The organism is Shewanella sp. 10N.286.48.B5, from assembly GCF_002874355.2.
GTDB lineage: Bacteria > Pseudomonadota > Gammaproteobacteria > Enterobacterales > Shewanellaceae > Shewanella.
This window is the reverse complement of sequence record NZ_MCVG02000001.1, coordinates 3,242,328-3,264,522: the sequence shown is the minus strand read 5'-3', so window position 1 is coordinate 3,264,522 and position 22,195 is coordinate 3,242,328. Positions and strand designations below refer to the sequence as shown.

Here is a 22,195-nt window from a genome sequence, read left to right as displayed (position 1 = left end):
GTGATATCTAGGTGTTTGGAACACGCCAATATCGCACGCTTCTTTATCAGTAAGCGTTATTTAAGACTACGTGACTTAACAAAGAAGTTGGCAGCTTTGCAAAAGGCTGTATGCAGTATGTAAAATAAGCTGTAAAAGTAACAGGCCACTTTCTTTTGGAACAAGAAAGTGGCCTTTTTATTGGCTAGCGCTATTAGTTATAAGCGCTATTAGTTATAAGCGCTATTAGTTATAAGCGCTATTAGTTATAAGCGCTATTAGTTATAAGCGCTATTAGTTATAAGCGCTATTAGTTATAAGCGCTATTAGTTATAAGCGCTGTGAGTTATAAAATTAGCTCGTTAGCTATGAGCCTTAATAGCAGATCATTCTTCACTGCTGTCGATCAGATTGCTAATCGCTTTTGAGATCAGATCTTTTTTCATGCTAGTGCGAGCGACACCTTGTTCAAACCAAAAACTCATCGGCTGATCAAACCCAATACCATGCATGTAATTGTAAATCGCTTTACGCAGCCCTTCACCTAACATCTCATGATCAGTATCGGTAGGATCGCTAAAATCGACATCATTTTCAGCGAATAAAACTTCAGGGCGATCGCTAAGAGTAATACCAAATTTTTCTGGATTCATACCAACAGGGCTGTGGATCGTGGCCACAAAACGGTGCCAATAGGCAGACTGGAAACAACCTTGCTGCATCATCTGTCGCACCATTTCCAATGAATCCACCGTTTCTTGCTCGGTTTGAGTCGGAAAGCCATACATCAAATATGCGTGCACCATAATACCGGCATCGCTAAAGGCTTTAGTGACTTGGGCAACGCGCTCAACACTGACGCCTTTTTTCATCAGTTTCAATAAACGATCAGACGCCACTTCAAGGCCGCCACTGACCGCGATACAACCAGAGTCGGCTAGCAATTGACAGCGGGCTTGGCTAAAGGTTCTTTCAAAACGAATATTACCCCACCAACTGATCACCACGTTGCGCTCAATTAAGCGTTTTGCAAAGGCAAATAAGGTTTTTGGTGGCAGCGCTTCATCGACAAAATGGAACCCTGTTTGTCCGGTTTCTTCAATGAGTTGCTCAATGCGATCAACCAGAATATCAGCGCCAGCAGTATCGTAGCGATCGATATAGTCCAAACTGACATCACAAAAGCTACATTTACGCCAGTAACAGCCATGGGCGATGGTGAGTTTATTCCAGCGGCCATCACTCCAAATACGGTGCATTGGGTTGAGCATTTCACACAAAGACAGATATTCGCTCAATGGCAAGCCATCGTATATCGGAGCGCCGACTTCCACCTGCGGGATATCGTGGAGTTCTGGGTTTTCATTAAAGTGAACGTAAGGCTCGCCATTGTCATCTTCGGCAAGGAAGTAAGTTCGCACTAAATCATCGACTTCACGTTGGCCTTGAAAGTATTCCAGCAGGGTGATTAACGGGCGTTCGCCGTCATCAAGACAGATAAAGTCGATAAACTCAAATACCCGAGGATCTTTGAGTGCCCGTAGTTCGGTATTGATAAAACCACCGCCGATGATGATGGGGATCTCTGGATTAATGGCTTTACAGGTTTGCGCAATACGTAACGCGCCGAGCATATTACCGGGAAAAGGCACGGTTAAGGCTACAACGCTAGGTTGGGTTTCTTCTAAATAGTGCTCAACCAATTGCGCTAAAATTTCTGAGCTAAAGGTTGGCTCGTCCATCAAGGTATCGTAAAGGTTATCAAAGCTTGGATTAGCCGCAGCTAACTGCTCGCCATAGCGGCTCACTTCAAAGTAAGGATCAACCCCTTGAGTGATGACGCTGGAGAGATCGTTAATAAATAAGGTCGCGAGATATTTGGCTTTATCTTGAACGCCAAGATTACCAAAAGCGGCTTGCAGTACATCGCCTGATACCGCTTCCATTTGCGCAATGGCTTCAAATGCTGGGCCTTCAGGTAAAAATCGGCGCGAGTTAATCCGCAGTGCAAGACTGGGATCTTTACCCTGTAAAAACCGAATCGCGCTCTCAACAGTCAAATGATAACGATCAAATTCAGCCAGAAAATTATGAATAGCATCAGGTAATTCATCGTCTTCAAAGTGCTCGAAATTAGCTTCCACATGTTGACGAATAATGTCCAGCGCAGGCGCAGTCATCATTTCTAGGAAAAGCTCAATGGCAGGATCACGCTGCACTGCTTCATAGCCTCTCGTACGCAAAAAACCAGTCAAATAGGCTGTTGCCGGATAGGGCGTATTCAGCTGGGTCATAGGTGGAGTCATTAGAAGAACGGTCATAGCCTGCCTTTAAATAGTAAAACTTGAGTGCACTGAACTAAACTGATTGTCAGCCCGAGCTAGGTAAAGAATGTGGCAATAATACAGTTGCCAAAAAATAAGCTGGGATTCTAACAAATGGCCAAGGGAAAAACCCGTAAATTAGCCAATTGAAGATTAATTTATCACTGTCTGTTTGTTTGTTTTTAGATCGAATTTAATCTCTTTCTAGCACAGTCTAGATTTAAATATTAGCAAGGCGGTTAAATATCACGCTAACTGTGTCATTATCAAATTTCGCATCTCAGCTAATGGATTAGGTTTGACACATGGCCGCAAAATGTCTAAATCAGTTTTTACGTCTCTGTTTATATTTAGTATTTGCCGTTGCTATTACGGCGTGTTCGGTCAAAACCGAGCAAGCTAACATTAGCCAAGTGGGCAATATTAGCCATAAAAAAATTGCTGAAGCCAGTGGCTTAGCTTACTCAAATATACACCATGATGTGCTGTGGCTGCACAATGATGGCGGCGATAGCGCCGCAGTGTATGCGATAAATTTATCCGGTGACGTGCTGGCGACGGTGAACATTGAAGGGGTAAAAAATATCGATTGGGAAGATATGAGCTCGTTTATTATCGATGGTAAAGCGTATCTGTTAATCGCCGATGTCGGTGATAATCGTGCCAATCGAAGTCAGTATTTTATTCATATCATTGCAGAGCCAGATGTCAGCAAACTTGAATTGGCCGCATCAATTAAGCTCACCCCGCTTGTGTCATTGGCATTTAATTACCAAGATGGCCCCAAGGATTGTGAGTCTGTTGCTGTTGATGTGGTTAACCAGCAAATTGTATTACTGAGTAAGCGGCACACCCCACAAACCCTATATCAATTGCCGTTACAGTTAGCGCAATCACCGGCGTTATTGCCTTCAGAATTTCCTTCGCAATTACCTATGCCATTACCTAAGCAAGAAAGGGACACGCTAGTGGCAACACCTTTAGGGGCACCGCCGGCATTACCAGAAACATTCTCAGATTATTTCGGGAGTATACGCTTAGCACTTTTTTCCGGAAATTCGACAGCAATGAGCTTTTCAAAGGATGGCTTATCTGCGGTAGTGTTAACCTATGGTCACGCTTATTACTATAAGCAGCAACAGCCCACAGGCGCTTTATCACTATTATCAACTACGCCAACAATCATTGATTTTCCGAAACTATTTCAAGCAGAAGCGGTGAGTTTTAATCACGATGCCAGCCGTTTTTATATCACCTCAGAGGGCAGCCCAGCGCCAATATATGAAGTAAATATTGCTGCTGTATTGGCGAGTTCTGATCACTAACTACTGAAAGCTAGCTACTGAAAAACTCACTGTTGAAATATCAGTATTTATTGCTGATATTTGCCGCGCACCTCATCGATTAAGCGCTTCCATTGCGGATATTTAGCAAAGCTTTGGGGTAAATCGCCCCAAGGTGATAACGCTTGGCTCATGGCATTGTCTGAGTGATCAGCGCCTTGGCTCAGTTGATATAAATAGTAAAAAGCTGAGGCGCGATAATTTAACGCACAATGGACTAAAATTGATTTATCGTTATTGCGCTCCATGATGCTAATAAACTGCGCTACATCTTCCATGGTGGGCTGCTGCCAGTCGACTTCAATGTTGTGGTAAACCATACCTGCATCTGTGACCAGTTTGTCTTCAGCCGCCAAATAGTTTGAGTTGTTTTTGGGGATTAAATTGATCACCACCTCTACCCCTGAATTTTTAAGCGTCTGAAATTGCTCTGCTGTGGGCAAGCCTGCGGTTATCACTTGGCTGTTATTGAGCTTGAGCGCTTTGATGTTATCAAGCTGGCTTGGGTCAATTTGCGCCGCTGCAGGATTGACTAAACTAACGCTTAATAAGCTACTGGTTACCATTGTCATTAACGCGGCTCCCATGATGCTGTTTTTCATCTGTAATCCTTTCATCTGTAATCCTTGGATTTGAGCAATTACATAACAATGTCATCAATGGCGGCTAATTCAGCTGCACTAAAGTTAAGGTTATCTAGTGCGGCCACCGAATCGAGAACTTGTGCTGGGCGACTTGCACCAATCAAGCAACTGGTTACCGCATCATTGTTAAGGTTCCATGCGATCGCCATTTGCGCTAAAGATTGATCCCGGGTTTGGGCAATGGTATTTAATGCCTGCACTTTGGCGATTTTCTCTGGAGTTAGATCGTTATCAGCTAAATAGATTTGATGGGCTTGGGCTGCCCGCGAGTCTTTGGGAATACCATGGAGGTATTTATCAGTGAGCACACCTTGATCCAATGGCGAGAATACAATTGAGCCAACGCCTTGATCTTTTAATACCTCGGTTAAGCCATCTTCAATCCAGCGATCAAACATATTGTAGCGTGGCTGGTGGATTAATAATGGCGTGCCTAGCTGTTTTAAGATACTGATCGCTTGCAGCGTTTCTGCTGGCTGATAACTTGAAATACCCACATACATCGCCCGGCCTGAGCGGACAATATAATCTAGCGCTTGCATGGTTTCTTCAATGGGAGTGTCAGGATCCATGCAGTGATGATAAAAAATATCAAAGTAATCTAGCCCAGTACGTTTAAGGCTTTGATCGCAGCTAGCGATCAAATATTTTCTCGAGCCGCCAATACCATAAGGCCCTGGCCACATGTCGTAACCCGCTTTACTAGAAACGATCAACTCATCTCGATATGGCTTAAAGTCTTGTTTGAAAATATCACCAAAGGTGGACTCCGCCGCGCCGTAATGGGGACCATAATTATTGGCTAAATCAAAGTGGGTAATACCAGCATCAAAAGCTGTTTGCAGGATGTTTCTCGCATTCGATTGGGGGTCTGATGCGCCAAAGTTTTGCCATAAGCCTAATGAAATTTTTGGCAAGCGAATACCGCTGTTACCACAACGGGCATAAGCCATTTTTGTATAGCGTTCGTCGCTGGCAAGGTACTGCGGGTTTGGATCGTGGGTAATCATTTATCATCCTACAAATGAATTGTTACTAAATTGAATTAGCTTTGAATTTAAGGCGTGTTTTAAATATCTGTTTTAAATCTTTACTTCAAATCTACTGTACTAGAACAATTATAAGCATTGCCCAATATCGTCACTGAAGTGGTAAACGACTGCGGCTTAAGCAAATAAACCGTATTTGCCCCTAGCGTTAATGCTTCATTTCTCAGCTGATTAATCGCCCCTTGAGTTAAATCCTTATTCGAAATAAACAAGTAATCATACCAATGCCCTTGGGAGCCAATTATTGGCCCTTTTAGTTGGCAATCATCAAGCTGTTGTCCTTGCCATAAAATTTGCACATGTTCGCTTTGATAATGAGGGACGTTAATACAAGCCGTGAGTCCTATTGGCATGAGTATCATTAATAACCCCATTAATCTGGCACTGCGATTGACTGGATTCATATAGGCCTTAAAAATTTGCTGTTAATTACGCCATGTTCATATAGCAAGTCTATACTTAATCAGCAGCGTAGTAGAGTTAAAGTCAACTTACTTGGTTAAGCTTCGCTATGCAATCAGCATGTTGGCGTTCACTGTTTCATGAAAGAGTAAACATAGGGATATACACATGGGTAGCATCAATTTAGCCAATGAAACCGTGATTAAGTCTACTTTTGCTACTGCGCAAAACGGTGCCTTTAGCGGTGATGGACAACTATATTTGACTGAAACTCGGTTATGTTTTGAAGCCTTTAATAAAATCTTTGAAATGGGTCCTTATGAGATAGACCTTGAGGATATTGTTAGTGTTGAAAAATGTTGGGGGACCGGTGGTGGAGTGTTACCCCTTACCGCAGATGCGATTAAAGTGGAACTTAAAAACCATCAGTCCTATAAATTTATGGTGGCTGACTCTGCTGAATGGCTGGAGCGATTGAATCGTTAACTCATTACCTTAAGCTATGTGAGAGCCGCTTACTGATGAATTTAGGGTAATAAAAAGCTGAATCATTGATTCAGCTTTTTAGTTGGGCGACTCGCTATATTGCTAAAAACGCATATTAAGCGTTAGCAAATACATCTTGTAGCGATGGCACCACTTGCTTCTTACGGCTTAATACACCGTCTAGCCAGACTCGGCCTTCAACGGTTGCTTTACCGTAGGCTTTTTCAGTTAAGTCAGCGTCATCTGAAACCACTAACATTTCTGAGCCTTCTTTCATGATATCGGTTAGCAATAATAATACGCTGTGACGGTTACCTTCAGCTTTCAGCGCTGCGATATCAGCTTCTAAATCAGCTTTGATATCGTCAAATACTGATAAGTCGATAACTTCTAATTGACCGATACCCACTAGGTTACCGTTCATGTTGAAGTCTTTAAAATCACGCATGACTAAGTCACGTGCTGGCGTACCTTCAACAGCTGATTTAACTTTAAACATTTCCATGCCCACTGCTTTGAAGTCTTCAATACCGGCAATTTCAGCCAGCGCTTCAACGCAGCGGATATCAGCAGTAGTGCAGGTTGGAGATTTGAAAATCACAGTGTCACTTAAAATAGCGCACATCATGATGCCAGCAATGTTAGCTGGAATTTCTACTTGGTAGAAATCGTACATCATTTTAATCACTGTGTTACTACAACCTACTGGACGGATCCAGCACTCAAGCGGAGTAGAAGTGGTTAAGTCACCTAATTTATGGTGATCAACAATACCAACGATGGTCGCTTGGGCAATGTCATCTGGTGCTTGAGTTAATTCAGAGTGATCAACGATATACACTTCTTCGCCAGCGTAGCTTGTTTTGTACTCTGGTGCTTCAAAACCAAATCTATCAAGGATATAGGCTGTTTCTGGTGAAAGCTCACCTAAACGTGCTGCAATAGCAGGTTCTTCAATTTGATTTTTTAAGTAAGCAAGTGCGATTGCACCGCAGATTGAATCTGAATCAGGGATCTTATGACCCACAACATACATTGCCATTTGGTACGCTCCTATAAATTTTCAGCGATTTTAACAAGAAATAACCGCCTGACCAATCTTTACCAATAAAAAAGCCCCAGAGAAAATTCTGGGGCGATTCAAATCAAGCAATATTCATCTTAAGTTGTCAGCTATTGACTAGTTATTTACTCAGTGGTCAATGCATTCACAATGGCTGTTAACTTAAAGCATAACCACCTTTAAGGTGGGCAATATTATCAAAGCCTAAACGCTGCATGGCTTGGGCGGCCACCATGGAGCGGCTACCACTGCGGCACACTAAAACCCACGGCTTGTGCTTTTGGTGTTGATGCTGCTGAATAAACTGCACTAAGCGGGTTAGTGGCACATTCTCAGTGGTGCTACTGGTGGGTTGCAGCGCGTATTCATGGGGCTCACGAATATCGATGACGCTAACTTGCTGTGCTGATAAAGCGCTGGTTAAGCTCTCTGTGTTGTATTCGGTAATATTCACTTTAGCTGCAGCGTTAGCTGGCAATGCGCCGCAAAGAATTTCACTGCCAGACTCATCACACAACTGACTATCAAGCTGGGCTTTTAGGCTTTCAAATTGGCTTTGGCTTAATTGGCCATTTAAGGTGTTGGCCAGCAGTGCATTACGGCTAGATTCTGCTGCTAATGAGGTAGTGAACTCATTGTTATAGTCATGGCTGGCACAAATCAGGGTATTGTCACCGATAAGCTGATGCAGTCGCTTAAGGCTGGTAAACATCGCTTTAGCGCAGCTGCTGTCAAAGTTGGTTCTACCGAGACTGCCCATTAAAATCGTGTCGCCAGCAAAGGCAAAGCGGCATTGCTGGCTAAGTGGTTTAGAGCTTAATACTGCCTTAGGTAATTCATCAGTCGATTTATTAGGTAATTCATTAGATAATTCATTAGAAAATGGGTCACATAACAGCAAGCTAATACTGTCGGCGGTATGGCCTGGGGTGGCAACTTTCAGCAGTGCTTGATTGCCAATAGTGATGTACTCAAACAACTCGCCCGCTTGGGTGACGTTGCTGCAGTTTTGCGGCCAGCCTAAATGATCGCTTAATTGATCCGGCAAATGTTTGTCGGCAAGGTATTGGCGACTAGAGACATGATCGGCATGACCATGGGTGTCGATCACCGCCACTAATTCAAGTTGCTGACACTGCAATAGGGTATCTAAGCGTTCATTTAGTTCTGGCAGTGGATCGATGATGATTGCTTGCTTACTTTGTTGATCGGCATAAATCCAACTACAGCTCGGGCCTGAGCGTAATTGAACCAAACCATTTAATGGCTGTTTTTCGCTTATTTCACCACTGTCTAAAATCATACAGCTATGGGTTAATGCATTGGCGGCAGATTGAATTCTGATGCAGGCTTCATCCACCTGCGTTTGAGTCATGGCGGGGCCAAAAGACATTCTGATGGCTGACTCGCTTTGCCACTTGGGTAATCCCATGGCATCTAATACAAAGCTACGGGTGACTTTTGATGAACAAGCAGAGCCTGAACTGACGCGAATATTGGCGGCATCAAATAAATCCATAATCTCTTTGCTACTAAAGCCTGCAATAGCAAAGTTGATGGTTGTTGGCACGCTATTGCTAAAACGGTGGTTAAACACTACAGCAGGAAAAGCACTTTTAAGGGTATCAATTAATTGTTGTTGATAAGCCCTTAAGGTGTCGACATCGGCAAACTGGTTTTTACCCATCGATTGCGAGTTATTTAACAGCATATCGAAAATGACACTTATGGCTGCCATTCCCGGCAGGTTTTCAGTACCCGAGCGCAGGCCGCTTTCTTGGCCGCCGCCAGCAATAATCGGCGTAAATGGAGCACCTTCGCGGATGTAAACAAAGCCAATGCCTTTAGGGGCATACAGTTTATGTCCGCTAAAAGGCGCGTAATCGATACTGGTGTTGGCTAAGTTTAATGCCGTTTTACCCAGTGCTTGGACACAATCAACTAACCAATAAATATCAGGGTTAGCTTGGCGGATGATGCGATCAAGCTGAGTTAAGTCTTGGTAAACCCCGGTTTCATTGTTTACTGCCATGGTGCAAATCATTAATGCATTGGGCGCTTCTTTAGCAATAAAGTCCTGATCAAGTTTACCCATATGATCAACGGGGATCGCTTTAATTTCTGCGTTTATTTCAAGAATGACATTCCAATGCTTTAAGGATTCTGGCACCGCTTTATGCTCAGTGGCGCCATATAACAAGCTGTATGTTTGATCTTGCTTGAGGCTAGTTTTAGCGGCAGCTTTAGCCGCGACTAAGGCGGAAATGATCGCGGTTTGAATCCCTTCTGTGGCGCCGCTGGTAAAAATTACGGTACCTGTGTCAGCGCCAATCACTTGTTTAGCTTTTACTCGAGTCTGCTCCATTAGGTTTTTGGCTTTAAGGCCGCTGATATGGCTACTACTTGGGTTACCAAATAGGGTTTCCATTGTAGTTAATGCTGCCGTTGCAGCTTGGGGTAGCACAGGAGTTGTGGCATTAGCATCGAGATATATTTGGCTTAGTTCAGTGGCGCTTTTCATAGGGGTAAGACTCGCATGTTGATTAGTTGTTATATAGCTTTTAATTATAACTAATTTCTTGTGGTTATATTAACAGCTTAATAACAACGATCAAGATCACATTTTTGCTTAGATTAAAAAATACAGCTATAAATTGTCATTTTAGTAAAGAGAGTTTTTAAATTGGTGTGGCGGCAACTTTGTATGGAACCAAAGGTCACTAGAGTGAACTAAGATTTGAAGTTGTTTTGTTATTGATTTTAAGAACGATAAAAAAAAGGAATAAGGCGGTTAGCGCTTATTCCCTTTTTATTTGTGATGAGCAGACTAGGCTTAAGTTTTGCTTCAGATTTTGAAGCAGACGTAAACTCAACAGCTGACTGAAACTCAAACTCTCACTTTGATGACTACTTTTCTGACATCTTTGGCTGTATCACTGGTGCCGGGCATATGCATATCTTCAGGGAAGAAAATCGCAAACATACCCGCCTTTAAGGGTATAAAAGCCGCATTAGCTTTATTGGCTTCATAATCGTACTTACTGTAATCATGCTCATTGTGATAAGGCGCTAACGGCGCTTGATCTGCAAGTGGTAAATAGCCAAATTCTTCTTCACCGCTAACCACAAATTGCACATCAATATAACGCTGATGACTTTCAAAAGACTCGGTGTGTTTCGGCTTAGTTTGGTAATCATTGACGATAGCAAATATATCTTTGCCTTCAATGGGGTAATTACCTAATTCATATTGGCTAAAATCAGTGGCTGCGAGGTGAGCAAGTGCAGTGGCTAATCTTGGGCTAATAGCATGATAAAGCTGATGATTTGCTAGGGTATCGACAATCATGATAAGTCTCTAAAAGTTAAGATAAGTCATTATCGCTTAATTTAGCATGCTGCACCATGACAGATATATTTATACAGGGCTGTGAAAATAATCAGCTTAGACAAAGCGGCGATCAGTTGGTTATGATGATAGTGCGGTTGACATGAATAGGATATCAAGTGGCAGCATTACGATTATTAGCAGGCAAAACGGCATTTGAACAAATTGAACAAAACGGCATACAGCAGTCGATGTTTAATCAATTGTTTGCAGCATCAGGTGGCCCCAAATGGATTGGCGTCGCAGGGCTCGATAAATACTTGTTCAGTGAGTTTTTTAGTGACAGGCAAGCACCACTTTATACCATGGGTGCTTCATCTGGAGCCTGGCGTTTAAGCTGTTTAGCGCAAAAGAATCCGTTAGAGGCCTATCATCGCTTTGAAGACTATTATATCGATCAGCGCTACGAGACTGTGCCTTCTCGTCAAGAGGTGACTGAGCAGGTAGAGCGAATTATTGCTGGCATATTAGGTGCTAATGGCGCCATGGATATAGTCAATAACCGTATTATTCAAAGTCATTTTGTGGTGTGTAAGGCCAAGCATTTAAATGCTGGGCGTTCCAAGGGAAAATTAGCAATGGGGCTGGCTGCTACTGCAGTGTCTAATGCTGTTAGCCGTCGCAGTTTAGCTTGGCACTTTGAAAGACTGGTATTTAGTCATCAGCAAGTTAAATCGCCTTTTTCACAATTATCCGATCTGCCCACCGAGCATGCTCAATTAACTCGCAGTAATATCAATCAAGTGCTGCTAGCCACTGGCTCTATTCCATTACTGCTCTCGCCAGTGACCCAAATCAATGGCGTTAGTGACGGTCATTATTACGATGGCGGCATTACTGATTATCACTTTGATATGCCTTTACCTGCCGCAGAAGGCTTAAGTTTATATCCGCACTTTTATCCTTACATGAGCCCTGGCTGGTTCGATAAATCACTAAAATGGCGCCGTGCTAAAAAGCATTATCATAATGCGCTGATCCTGGCGCCGACCCCAGAGTTTATTGCTTCTTTGCCTTACCAGAAAATTCCTGATCGTGAAGACTTTAAAAAGCTTGATAGCGACAGTCGTATCGCTTATTGGCGCGAGTCAGTTAAGCGCAGTGAGCAACTGGCGATTGAGTTTGCCGGCATCATTGAAAACCAGTCGGTGATGAGTCATTTAGAGCGGCTTTAAGCTGCTTTATTGATTGTTTTTAACCTCCTATTTAAGGGTTATCTTAAGCGCTATCTGATCGCTTTTTGAAACTATTTCGTAAAACACCCTGTCTAATAATTAATCGCTTAAGTCTGCGTTATTTGTTAATTACAGCTATCATTAAAAAGAATGATAAGCGGATGGTGACTAGCAAATAAACTATCAAGCACTAAACTTAATTTGCTCATATCTGTGACAACTAGTTGATTATATAGGCTGAAGCGAGCTAGTTGTCATCGGCGATATAAATATGCTGCGCCTTGTGGTGTAAGCCCTAAATGAATATTTATCAGCATTTCTATGGTCTGGAGGCTGCTATGAAAACATTAGAAATGGCCTTGGTTATTCAAGAGGCGGTTATTCTTCCTGGCGGCCGCCAAGAGATCAGAGTGGTATCGCCAAATCAGCTGTTAATGGTTGCTAGTGTGCTGAAAGGAGACTACCGCTTAGCCTTAGCTGCGAGCAAAAGTAGCGGTAAAAGTAGCGGTAAAGTTAATAGCAGTCCGCCATGTTATAGCACAGCAACAGAGTGTGAGATTATCGACTTTCATCAACTCGACGATGACTCATTAAGTATTGTGATTGAAGGTCGCCAAAGGGTAAAAATTCTGTCTGCGGCGCAACTAAGGGATGGAAGTTGGATTGCGCGCACATTAGCCTGTCAAAATTGGCAAGATGAACCCATAGGCGAAAAGTTTGAAATTATTAGTGCCGCTTTAGAGCAATTTTATGAAGTAAACCCAGATTTATTGGAATTATATAATCAGGTGCATTTAGAAGATGCCACCTGGGTAAGCCAGCGTTGGTTAGAAGTGTTACCTATGTATAACAAGGATAAATTACAGCTTGTTGAGCAACCTAATTGCCACAAGACTATGGCTTTTGTGCTGCAGCTATTAAAGTCCCATGTAGATGCCTAAGTTACCGCTTTACAGCAATGACGAGCAAGTCGCTGTGATTGTATTTAACTCGCCAAGTTTGGGCTAACTGTGCTGGATTTTACTTCAAGTGGCTCGTTAACAGGAAAGCTTAGGTTCATTTATATTACTCATGTCCGTTATACTGACGGGATAAGTAAGTCACTAATCATTGTAACTATGTCTTCTGATACCTCAGCTAGAGCTGCACAACCTTCTTATGTGGTGTTACCACAACTGACTCATCCTTCGAAAAATGCAGCTGCAAGTTCAACAGCGCCAAAAACCGTGGTGGAATTTTTAGTGTCGCATTTTGCGCAAATCCCACCGCAAGTGTGGTTAAAGCGGATTGAGGACGGCAAAGTGCATTGGGCAGATGGCAGCTTAATTACTGTCGATACTGCCTATAGACCTGCAACAAGGGTGTATTACTACCGAGAAGTGACAGCGGAAACCAAGATCCCTTTTGTGCAGAAAATTTTGCATCAAGATGAGCATTGTATGCTGGTGTTTAAACCACACTTTTTGCCAGTAACCCCCAGCGGAAACTTTGTTAATGAATGCTTAATCCATAGGCTAAGGATTGGCACCGGCATTGACACTATAACTCCTGCCCACCGCCTTGATAGGCCAACTGCAGGCGTCATGCTAATGACAGTTAACCCTGAGTCTAGGCATGCGTATCATGCTCTTTTTAGTGATGGCAAAATTACAAAGCAATATCAAGCGATTGCTAAGTTAACAGCGGCACTATTGGCACAATCCCAAGCGGGTGAATTAACCTTGCCAATACACTGGACGGTTAAAAATAGGATGGTGCGCTCAACCCCAAGCTTTTTAATGAAAGTGACCGAAGGTGAGCCCAATACCCATTCTGAAATTAGCCTTATTGCCATAAAAGGCGATAAAGGTTTATTTGAGCTGAGCCCGATCACCGGGAAAATGCATCAACTTAGGGTACACATGATGTCGTTGGGAATGCCGTTAGAAAACGATACTAATTATCCTACTTTAGCGCCAAAGAGTGCCGATGATTTTTCAAAACCGTTACGGTTAATTGCTAAATCACTGCAGTTTATTGACCCGATTAGCCATATTGAGCGTCAGCTGAGCTGCGAAGGCTATGAAGCTGAATTTGATCTTTAACCTGCTTGATTAAATGCTATATCAGCATGAGTCACGCGCAGCGATAACTGTTTAGTGCGCTGAATATATGAATTTTATGAGCTGTGACGAACGACTGTCGACCAATGACTCACTATTAGTGGTTTGTTTGAGCTTAGTCCGATTACAGGTAAAACTCATCAATTAAGAGTGCATATGCAAAGCATTGGTATGCCATTGCTTAACGACAGGTTTTACCCTGTGCTACAACCGAAAGGACCTGATAACTTTGCTAATCCACTAAAGTTATTGGCACAACGATTACAGTTTATTGATCCTATTACACAGCAAAGTAATGATTGGCGCTGTGATGAATTAAATTTCAATTAATATAGATATTTACACTACCGTAACAAACTCAGTCAGGTTATATTGTGACTAATTTATAGGATTTAGGTGCTGTCATGGAACGAATCACATATTGCCTGATTTTTTTAGTTGCATTACTTATCAGTGTTGGTTTACTGCGTGGTGTCGATCATTTATTGGCCAAGCAAGTCATTGCCCGTGACGCAGCAATTTTAACGGATAAGTTTGAGCACTTAATTAAAACCAGTGCGGCAGAATTAAATGAATTACCCGAAATCACTTTTGATTCGTTTGTGTGTAGCACTGAGGTAGAGGCGCAGTTAAAGCGCGCAGTATTTGATGCAAGCTTTATTCGTTGGATTGGCGTAACGAAAGGGCTAAATATATATTGTGAATCTAACGAGATTATTCGAGAACTTCACGATGTGAAACATCATCAAATTAGTGAAACCTATAGTTTAGGGATACTAGAGTCTGAAAGTGATCAGCATCTGGAATTAGTGCTTATTCGCAATATGGGGGATATTTTTTACGCCGCGAGCATACTCCCGTTAGAGCCGAGTTATTTTGTTCCGATGAGCTGCGAGAAATGTTTAGAATATCGATTATCGTTCGATTCGAGTCCTTTTTTAACATTTGGTTATGAAAGCTTTGATGGTGATTATTACGTGAGTGAGGCGGTTAACTTAACCACTGACTATTTTGACGCAACCTTTGAATTATCAGGTAATCGTGAGTTTTATGAGCAATATACCTACTTTTCTTGGTGGATTGTTTTAATCATTGCCAGCATTTTGGCTGCTTGGGTCTCGTATATCGCCCGTTTATGGTTTAACCATAGTCAATCTGTTCATAGCCAAATTATTCAAGGGATTAAGCGGTCTGAGTTTATTCCTTTTTATCAGCCTATTGTCGATTCTCGCAGTCAAAAAGTCATTGGCGCAGAAGTGCTCATGCGTTGGCAACGGCAAGATGGCAGTTTAATGCCACCGAATCAGTTTATTCCTTACGCAGAAGCCAATGGCTTAATTGTTGATATGACCAAGGTATTGTTGGCGCATGTTTTTAATGATGTTAAGCAACTTGCGGTTACACGAGAACCATTATTTTTTAGCGTTAATATTGTGCCAGAGCATTTAGATAATGATGATTTGTATCAACTGCTAAAAGGCGTTGTTGAATCAGGCGAGTTGAAACAACATCGTATTTCATTAGAAATCACTGAGCGTCATCCTATTAGTGACTTAGTTGCTGCGCGTAAAATGTTAGATAAGTTTTATGCTATCGGCATAGATTTAAAATTAGATGATGCCGGCACGGGTTATGGTGGTTTTAGTTATGTGCAAAATTTAGGCATTAGTACCCTCAAAATTGACAAAATGTTTGTTGATACCATAGGTCATCAAGATAACTTTAATGCGAAAACCATTGAAGCCATTATTTCATTTGCGCAAAAATCCAATTTAAACATCATTGCAGAAGGTGTAGAAAGCCATGAGCAAGTGGCTTATTTAAGTGAGCATGGTGTTTACTCTATTCAAGGCTATGTGTTCTCTAAACCTTTATCATTTGATGATTTTTGTGCTGGTTACAGCCATTAACAGTGAATGATATTAGCGACCAGTGCTTATTTTAACGTATGTAGCCGCGAGTGAATCGCGGCTTTTTATTGTCAGTAATTTAATGGTTACATCTGGTAATGTTTGGCGTTTTATTGTGCTAAATGAAATGTAAATTGCATAAATATGGCTTAAATTGGAATGCTTTGTAGAGCGGGCTGACTATAAAAGCCGTTGCCGAGGCTGCTTAATTAGTAATCATTGAGTGGGGAGGCTAAAGAGGTAAACTAAAATCGCTTACTCATTTTAATGACAGTAATGTTTAGATTTTGGTGATAACTTTACGTTGTCGAGCTAACGTAGTGAACTGACGTATTTGATAAGGGGGGTATATTGAGCAGAAAAAGCCTAAATGCGGCAGGTGTATTGCTGTTATCAGCGAGTTTAGCGCCGATTAGCGTAACAGCAGATCAAATTTATTTTAGCTTCGATAATGATATCGTTACCGGCTCAGATGGTGATTACTCCAATGGTTTTGTCATAGGTTGGCATGCAAAGCCAGAACACAATTTTTCAGCGGCCTCATCGGTCTTTCAATGGCAATCGGCACTATTATTCCCTCAACAAACACAGCAAACACACCGTGGGGCTCAGTTATATAGCCGAATGTGGACCCCAATTGAAATCGCCTATGACTATCCACAATCAGAAGAAAGACCTTATGCAGGTCTATTGGAGTTAGAAAGCTATACCGGTGTGTTTAGCCCATCACTGGCACAAAAAAATTGGTTGTCTGTTGGTGTTATGGGACCTGCGTCAGGGGCTGAAATGCTGCAATCAGTGGTGCATAAAATTACCTCATCAACTAAACCGGGTGGCTGGGATTATCAAATAGAGAATCAGCTGACATTTCAACTTGCCTATGAAGTCGAAGCTTTACTCACTCGTCAGCAAGCATTTGAAAATAGTCAGTGGGATTTAAGCGCATTTAATCATTCGATGGCTGGGAATTTTCGTTCTCAATCGAGTGTCGGTCTCACCTTGCGTTGGGGTGATGACTTAGACCAAACCTTTGGCCAACTTTCAAGTCAGGCTGGTCACTTAGGAAATTATACTCATTCCGCTAACTGTGATGGTAGCTGGACGGCTTATGCAAGGGTGCAGGCTGGATATCGGTTTAATGATTTAACCATTGATGGTGATTTACCCTATGACTCATCGCTTGAAATCAAGCATGAACAAGCGCAAGCAAGTTTAGGGGTGATATGGGCATTTCCCACATGGTCTGTGAGTTGGAGCTTTGATTTTTATAGCAAAGAATATCAATCAGATGTCGATGACTGGCATGGCTATGGGGTGATTAGTTACACTAAAGTGCTTTAATTCTGGTTATAAAAAACGATGTTTAAAAGGCGCACCATGATTCATCATGGTGCGCCTTTTCAGTCTATTACAGAGTTATTATGACTAAAGTTTTTTAGACCTGATTGTGCATGTCATTTAATGCTTGATGTAGCAAATCATCGTCATTAGCCTGATTAGTATCACTTTGATCAGGTTGGTCATTTTCACCGACTGAAGTTTGATAACCATTGGGCAATTCGGCAATTTTAGCTGTTAAGCCTAAACTGTCAGCAATTGCCATTGCTTGTGGTTCATACTCTGCTCGGAACATCGTCATATTCTCAAGTAAACTACCTGCAAATAAGGTTGGCCAAGGGGCAACATAGTTAACGGACTGTCGAAACTCTTTACTATCGTGTGCATGAAGTAAAACCCCATCAATGGCGACTTCACCTGTACTTATCTTTTGAAATCCAGCAATGATACTGAGTAAGTGGCTAGCATGACTCAGGGGATTTGATTGCAGGGTAACTAAGGTTTTAGGGAGGATCTCTAAATTCAACTGTTGAATGACAGTGCCTAAATTACTGCTATCGACTTTTTGAAACCTAATAGGGCCGTTAGGGATTTTTTGTTGATAGATTTTTTCAGCACTAAACGCTTCGGCTGGAATGGCGGTCAAATCATCTACGTGTGACATCGCCGTTTTGGCACTCACAAGTCGAGAACGAAGGCTAATAATTGCACTTAATGGTGCGATGGCGCGACCCGCTAATATTGAACATGCAGCCAGTCCACCCGTTGTAAGCGAACCGTTAAGGACTTCTAAACAACCTAGCATCACTAATATTAGTGTTGTTCCTTGCGATGCTGCTTGGATGACTTCTTGTAACTTAGCTGATAACCAATCGACTTGTTGCTGTTGTGCTAGTCGCTGGTGGTTTATTTTATTATAAATACTGGCTAATCGGTCTTCTAAAGATAGGGCCTTGGCTGTGGTTAGCCCTGATAACACCAGTATCAACATTCGGGTTCGTTCAGCATCTGAAAGAGCGAGATCCTCAGTGGCTATGGCGAGTTTTTTGCCAATGACATAAACCAGAGCGCCAACAAGTACCCAGACGACTATCGGAATGAATACCAGCGGGCCACCAATATAGGCAACCAATGCAAGAAAAATGAGCACAAATGGAAAATCCATGAGTGCCACAATTGCTTGCCCTTAATAGAGCTCTCGCATACTCGCAATACTGGCTAAACCATTAGTAACTTTACCTGTTCCCATGGATTCAACATGGTGATAGTCCGCTTGCATGAGCTTGTTAACCACCTTGGTTGTGGTTTCTAATTCAAAATTGGCTGCTGATGCCGCAAGTAGCCAACTGCGGCCATATCTGAGTAATAATTCCAGCAAAATCGCAATCGCCACACCAGAAACAATAATAGTGGCAGTACCATAACCTTGATTTGGCAGAATACGATCGTAGATTTGTAGCATGGTGAATGGCAGTGCAAGCGACAATAAATTGATAAATGTCGATGACAATAATAGCTCGGGAAAGGCTTTATTCCTGGAAAATAAACTGAAGTTTTCCTGCATACAAAAAATGTCCTTTTTATCGCAATGCGTAACGACTAAGCAATCAATAAACCAATGATTTAAGCGTAGCTTGTTTTAGTCAGTTTTCCTTACCTTAATCTAACTTAGTTTAAATATTAAGCAATCAATATAACATCTTGGGGTTAAACTGATTTTTAATCAGATGCAGCGAGTTTGCTAGAAATGGCGGCATTATTACGAGGGATAAGAGAATGAGTTTGCATGAGGTACGCGTGGAGTATGTAAAGGGAGGCCGCTTATTAAAATTAATGCAAAGATAATAAAAAACCATGAGTAATAACTCATGGTTTTTAGCTGAAATGTAGACCTATCTAGACTTGATATATTCTTAAGGTTGTTGGCGAGTTGGCGCTAAGACAATTTCTCGTACACAAACATTTTGCGGCATTTCAAAGGCAAATACAGCCGCATCAGCAACTGCTGTAGGCTCGATAACGCCGCCCATGAACTCTTTCCATTCTTGGTAGCCGGCTTTAATATCTTCATCGGTTGTGTGGCTAAGCAGGGCCGTTTCAACAGCGCCTGGAGCGATAGTCACCATTCGCACATCATCCATCGCCACTTCTTCGCGGATATTTTCAGTTAGCGCATGCACAGCAAACTTACTGGCACAATATGCTGCATGGTTAGGGAATGTTTTACGACCCGCTATAGAGCTTACGTTGATAATAGTGCCTGTTTTACGGGCTTTCATATAAGCAAGCACAGCGTGAATACCATTAAGCACGCCCATCACATTGATGTTGAGCATTTGGCTCCACTGGGCAGGATCTTGTACATCTGCTTGACCAAGTAGCATTACGCCAGCGTTATTGACTAAACAGCCAACAGGGCCAAACTTTGCTTCAGCAGTCGCAATCGCTGTTTTCATCGCTGCAGCATCAGTAACATCAACGCTAACAGATAAGCTGTTGGGCAGGTTAAGTGCTTGCATTGGTTCAACGCGACGAGCAAGTAAAAGTAGTGGGTGACCTTTAGCGCTAAATGCATTCGCCATAGCGGCGCCAATACCTGATGATGCGCCAGTAATGACAACAAGTGATTTCATGATTTTTACCTCGTTCGTTAAGTTGTGTCCATTATAGGTAATGGCTCATTGTTGATATATAATCCACAAAGAACATCATTGTTTACACATGGCTCCTAATCGCTTGTTGATGACCACACACTAAAATAGACATTATTATGAACTTAGACATAAATTTGATTGATATCAGAGCCTTTGTGGTGATTGCTGAGCAAGGTAACTTTACTGAAGCTGCACAGGTATTAGGCTGCTCACGTTCGCATTTATCAAAGCAATTATTAAGTTTAGAAAAATTTCTTGGTGTTAGCCTAATTATTAGAACCACCAGAACCCAAAGACTGACAGAGCAAGGTCAGCAATTGCTGTTGCAATGCCAGCAAGCGTTAGCGCAAATCGATCAGGTGGTGGCAATGACATTAGACAGCGCTGAAACATTACAGGGCAATATTCACATTAATTGCGTTGGCGGGGTGATTGGTGAAGATATTTTAGTGGCCTTGGTGAATGATTTTATTAAACAGTATCCTGAAATTACTATCGATCTTGATTTTAGTAGCCAGCGGGTTGATTTAATCGAGGGCCATTTTGATATTGTATTTCGCATGGGCGAACTGGCAGATTCAAGCTTGGTGGCCAGAAAGCTGATGGACATCGAAAACCGCACTTTAGTCGCCCCTGAATACTTAGCGAAATATGGTCAACCGCAGCATCCAAGCGAGCTTAATAATCACCTGTGTATTACTGGCTCGATCAGCCATTGGCGCTTTGGCCATAGGCAAGATGCTCAAGCTGTAGACGTTGCCATTAAGGGCGGTTTTAAGTGTAAAAATGGCCGCGCTATGAAAGCCAGCGCCTTAGCAGGAAATGGCATTGTGCGATTACCTTATTTATATTGCGCTAATGAAATTGCAGCGGGTCAATTAGTGAATGTGTTTAATGATTGGCATATTCCCGACACGCCTTTTTATATGCTTTACCATAAAGATAAATTCCAACCAGAAAGGCTGAAAAAATTTATTCAATTCACCATGGAAAATTTTAAGCGCTATCTACCTGATTCATAGAATAACATTTAAAAAACGGCTGATTAAATTCATCTATGCCGTAAAAGTCTAACGGGATTGAAGCCTATTTTTAATTTTTCGACTATCTTTATTAGATAATTAAAAATGAAAATGGTGAATGATGAGATCCTTAGCGCTGCTATTGTTTTTACTGCTGTTTGCGATAAATACGCAAGCGGGTCAGCTTTATTTTGAAGCTCGCAGTGATAGCATGGGCGGTACAGGTGTAGCCTCATCTAGCCGTATCGGCGCAAGTTTTATTAATCCCGCTTTACTGGCTATTTACGCCCCAAAAACCAATGAGTTCTCCTTACTGTTACCGGTTGTGGCTGCTGAAGTGGATGATAGCGACAATATGCTTGATAAGTTTGACTCACTACAAGACAGTTTTGATGACTTAGAAACGGCCATAAACGGCAATGATACTGATGATATTGCTGGTTTTCGTGATGATTTAGTTATTAATTTAAATGCCCTCAACGGCACTAACGCCTCGGTATCAGCCGCAATTGGCGCAGCATTAGTATTGCCAACTCAAACCGTGCCAATGGCGCTATTTTACAAAAGTCATCTTGACGCTATGGGCGTTGCTGATATTGCTCAAGGTGATATTGATATGCTGACTAATCTCGATCCCGCCAACCCTCCTGCAGATCTCACTGACTTAGACTCTCAAGGCATTGTATTAGCCGCCGGAGTCACAGATTTTGGGGTGGCGTTAAGCTTTCCACTATCTATAGTTAACATGCCTGTAAAAGTTGGGATTTCACCTAAGTTTCAACGCATTGATACCTATCATTACAGTGCCAGTGCCAATAACTTTGATGTCGATGATTTTGATGATGATAAATATCGAAATGATGACAGCTTATTTAACCTTGATCTTGGGGTGGCTATTGAGCCAACAGAAAGCTTAACCTTAGGGCTGTCTGCTCGTAATTTATTCAGTAAAAAAATAACCACAGTTGAAGCTCAAGGACGGACATTTGAATACCAAATTGAGCCGTTAGTCACAGTGGGAGCTGCTTATGATTGGTCCAGAGTCACCTTAACCACGGATATTGATCTGGTGGAGCAAAGCCGTTTTAGCGAGTTTGATGCGGTGCAGTATTGGCGAGTGGGCGGTGAAGTTAAAGCCACTGACTGGCTGTTTTTACGCATGGGCTACCGCCATGACTTAAAAGATAATAGCGTAGATATTTACTCTTTCGGCACCGGCTTTGCCATCGGCCAAGCCTTTAAGCTGGATATGAGCGGCAGCTATGGTGATGATGCCATTGGCGCTGTGCTGCAAACTTCTTATCACTTTTAAGCGT

At 42.2% G+C, this 22,195-nt stretch carries 20 protein-coding genes; 10 read left to right on the top strand and 10 right to left on the bottom strand.

Going from position 1 to position 22,195, the window contains the following annotated elements:
- Positions 1-365: 365 nt before the first annotated feature.
- Positions 366-2,300, bottom strand: coding sequence for a B12-binding domain-containing radical SAM protein (locus BCU57_RS13965; protein WP_102436573.1), 1,935 nt, complete (start codon positions 2,298-2,300; stop codon positions 366-368).
- Positions 2,301-2,608: 308 nt separating this feature from the next.
- Here BCU57_RS13965 and BCU57_RS13960 point away from each other — a divergent pair, with 308 nt between their 5' ends.
- Entirely contained in the window at positions 2,609-3,628 is a 1,020-nt protein-coding gene (locus tag BCU57_RS13960) for a hypothetical protein (protein WP_102436575.1), read from the top strand.
- A 47-nt stretch (positions 3,629-3,675) separates the two neighbouring features.
- On the opposite strand, the gene BCU57_RS13955 is transcribed toward BCU57_RS13960, so the two are convergent.
- The 3 genes from BCU57_RS13955 to BCU57_RS13945 all read right to left on the bottom strand — a co-directional run bounded on the left by BCU57_RS13955 (position 3,676) and on the right by BCU57_RS13945 (position 5,743).
- The gene (locus tag BCU57_RS13955) at positions 3,676-4,263 is read right to left on the bottom strand and encodes a protein tyrosine phosphatase family protein (protein WP_241903463.1); all 588 of its coding nucleotides are present in this window, start codon (positions 4,261-4,263) and stop codon (positions 3,676-3,678) included.
- A gap of 23 nt (positions 4,264-4,286) precedes the next feature.
- The gene (locus BCU57_RS13950; RefSeq protein WP_102436579.1) at positions 4,287-5,300 is read right to left on the bottom strand and encodes an aldo/keto reductase; all 1,014 of its coding nucleotides are present in this window, start codon (positions 5,298-5,300) and stop codon (positions 4,287-4,289) included.
- Between the two features lie 80 nt (positions 5,301-5,380).
- Positions 5,381-5,743: a DUF4156 domain-containing protein gene (locus tag BCU57_RS13945; protein ID WP_102436581.1), complete on the bottom strand. Its 363-nt coding sequence runs from the start codon at positions 5,741-5,743 to the stop codon at positions 5,381-5,383.
- 166 nt (positions 5,744-5,909) lie between these two features.
- Between BCU57_RS13945 and BCU57_RS13940 the strand changes: the two genes are divergently transcribed.
- Positions 5,910-6,227 (top strand): GRAM domain-containing protein, encoded by a 318-nt coding sequence (locus BCU57_RS13940; protein ID WP_102436583.1) that lies wholly within the window; start codon positions 5,910-5,912, stop codon positions 6,225-6,227.
- A 115-nt stretch (positions 6,228-6,342) separates the two neighbouring features.
- Here the strand turns inward: BCU57_RS13940 and BCU57_RS13935 are convergent, their stop codons facing one another.
- The 3 genes from BCU57_RS13935 to BCU57_RS13925 all read right to left on the bottom strand — a co-directional run bounded on the left by BCU57_RS13935 (position 6,343) and on the right by BCU57_RS13925 (position 10,639).
- On the bottom strand, positions 6,343-7,269 hold the full coding sequence (locus BCU57_RS13935) for a manganese-dependent inorganic pyrophosphatase (protein WP_102436585.1): 927 nt from the start codon (positions 7,267-7,269) through the stop codon (positions 6,343-6,345).
- Positions 7,270-7,447: 178 nt separating this feature from the next.
- Positions 7,448-9,811: an aminotransferase class V-fold PLP-dependent enzyme gene (locus BCU57_RS13930; protein ID WP_102436587.1), complete on the bottom strand. Its 2,364-nt coding sequence runs from the start codon at positions 9,809-9,811 to the stop codon at positions 7,448-7,450.
- 366 nt (positions 9,812-10,177) lie between these two features.
- Positions 10,178-10,639, bottom strand: coding sequence for a YhcH/YjgK/YiaL family protein (locus BCU57_RS13925; RefSeq protein WP_102436589.1), 462 nt, complete (start codon positions 10,637-10,639; stop codon positions 10,178-10,180).
- Between the two features lie 158 nt (positions 10,640-10,797).
- Between BCU57_RS13925 and BCU57_RS13920 the strand changes: the two genes are divergently transcribed.
- The 6 genes from BCU57_RS13920 to BCU57_RS13895 all read left to right on the top strand — a co-directional run bounded on the left by BCU57_RS13920 (position 10,798) and on the right by BCU57_RS13895 (position 17,206).
- Positions 10,798-11,853, top strand: a complete 1,056-nt coding sequence (locus BCU57_RS13920; RefSeq protein ID WP_102436590.1) for an alpha/beta hydrolase — start codon at positions 10,798-10,800, stop codon at positions 11,851-11,853.
- A 338-nt stretch (positions 11,854-12,191) separates the two neighbouring features.
- The gene (locus BCU57_RS13915; protein WP_102436592.1) at positions 12,192-12,794 is read left to right on the top strand and encodes an LON peptidase substrate-binding domain-containing protein; all 603 of its coding nucleotides are present in this window, start codon (positions 12,192-12,194) and stop codon (positions 12,792-12,794) included.
- Between the two features lie 177 nt (positions 12,795-12,971).
- Positions 12,972-13,937 (top strand): pseudouridine synthase, encoded by a 966-nt coding sequence (locus BCU57_RS13910; protein ID WP_102436594.1) that lies wholly within the window; start codon positions 12,972-12,974, stop codon positions 13,935-13,937.
- Between the two features lie 174 nt (positions 13,938-14,111).
- On the top strand, positions 14,112-14,285 hold the full coding sequence (locus BCU57_RS13905; protein ID WP_413211438.1) for a hypothetical protein: 174 nt from the start codon (positions 14,112-14,114) through the stop codon (positions 14,283-14,285).
- 74 nt (positions 14,286-14,359) lie between these two features.
- Positions 14,360-15,865 (top strand): EAL domain-containing protein, encoded by a 1,506-nt coding sequence (locus BCU57_RS13900; protein ID WP_102436596.1) that lies wholly within the window; start codon positions 14,360-14,362, stop codon positions 15,863-15,865.
- A 351-nt stretch (positions 15,866-16,216) separates the two neighbouring features.
- Positions 16,217-17,206, top strand: a complete 990-nt coding sequence (locus tag BCU57_RS13895) for a lipid A deacylase LpxR family protein (RefSeq protein WP_241903464.1) — start codon at positions 16,217-16,219, stop codon at positions 17,204-17,206.
- A gap of 94 nt (positions 17,207-17,300) precedes the next feature.
- Here BCU57_RS13895 and BCU57_RS13890 read toward each other — a convergent pair whose 3' ends face one another.
- The 3 genes from BCU57_RS13890 to BCU57_RS13880 all read right to left on the bottom strand — a co-directional run bounded on the left by BCU57_RS13890 (position 17,301) and on the right by BCU57_RS13880 (position 19,836).
- Positions 17,301-18,368, bottom strand: a complete 1,068-nt coding sequence (locus BCU57_RS13890; protein ID WP_241903465.1) for an ABC transporter transmembrane domain-containing protein — start codon at positions 18,366-18,368, stop codon at positions 17,301-17,303.
- 21 nt (positions 18,369-18,389) lie between these two features.
- Entirely contained in the window at positions 18,390-18,767 is a 378-nt protein-coding gene (locus BCU57_RS13885) for an ABC transporter transmembrane domain-containing protein (protein WP_241903466.1), read from the bottom strand.
- A gap of 349 nt (positions 18,768-19,116) precedes the next feature.
- On the bottom strand, positions 19,117-19,836 hold the full coding sequence (locus BCU57_RS13880; protein WP_102436600.1) for an SDR family oxidoreductase: 720 nt from the start codon (positions 19,834-19,836) through the stop codon (positions 19,117-19,119).
- A gap of 137 nt (positions 19,837-19,973) precedes the next feature.
- On the opposite strand from BCU57_RS13880, the gene BCU57_RS13875 reads away from it, so the two are divergent.
- The gene (locus BCU57_RS13875; RefSeq protein WP_102436602.1) at positions 19,974-20,879 is read left to right on the top strand and encodes a LysR family transcriptional regulator; all 906 of its coding nucleotides are present in this window, start codon (positions 19,974-19,976) and stop codon (positions 20,877-20,879) included.
- Positions 20,880-20,997: 118 nt separating this feature from the next.
- On the top strand, positions 20,998-22,191 hold the full coding sequence (locus tag BCU57_RS13870; protein ID WP_413211437.1) for a conjugal transfer protein TraF: 1,194 nt from the start codon (positions 20,998-21,000) through the stop codon (positions 22,189-22,191).
- Positions 22,192-22,195: the final 4 nt, after the last annotated feature.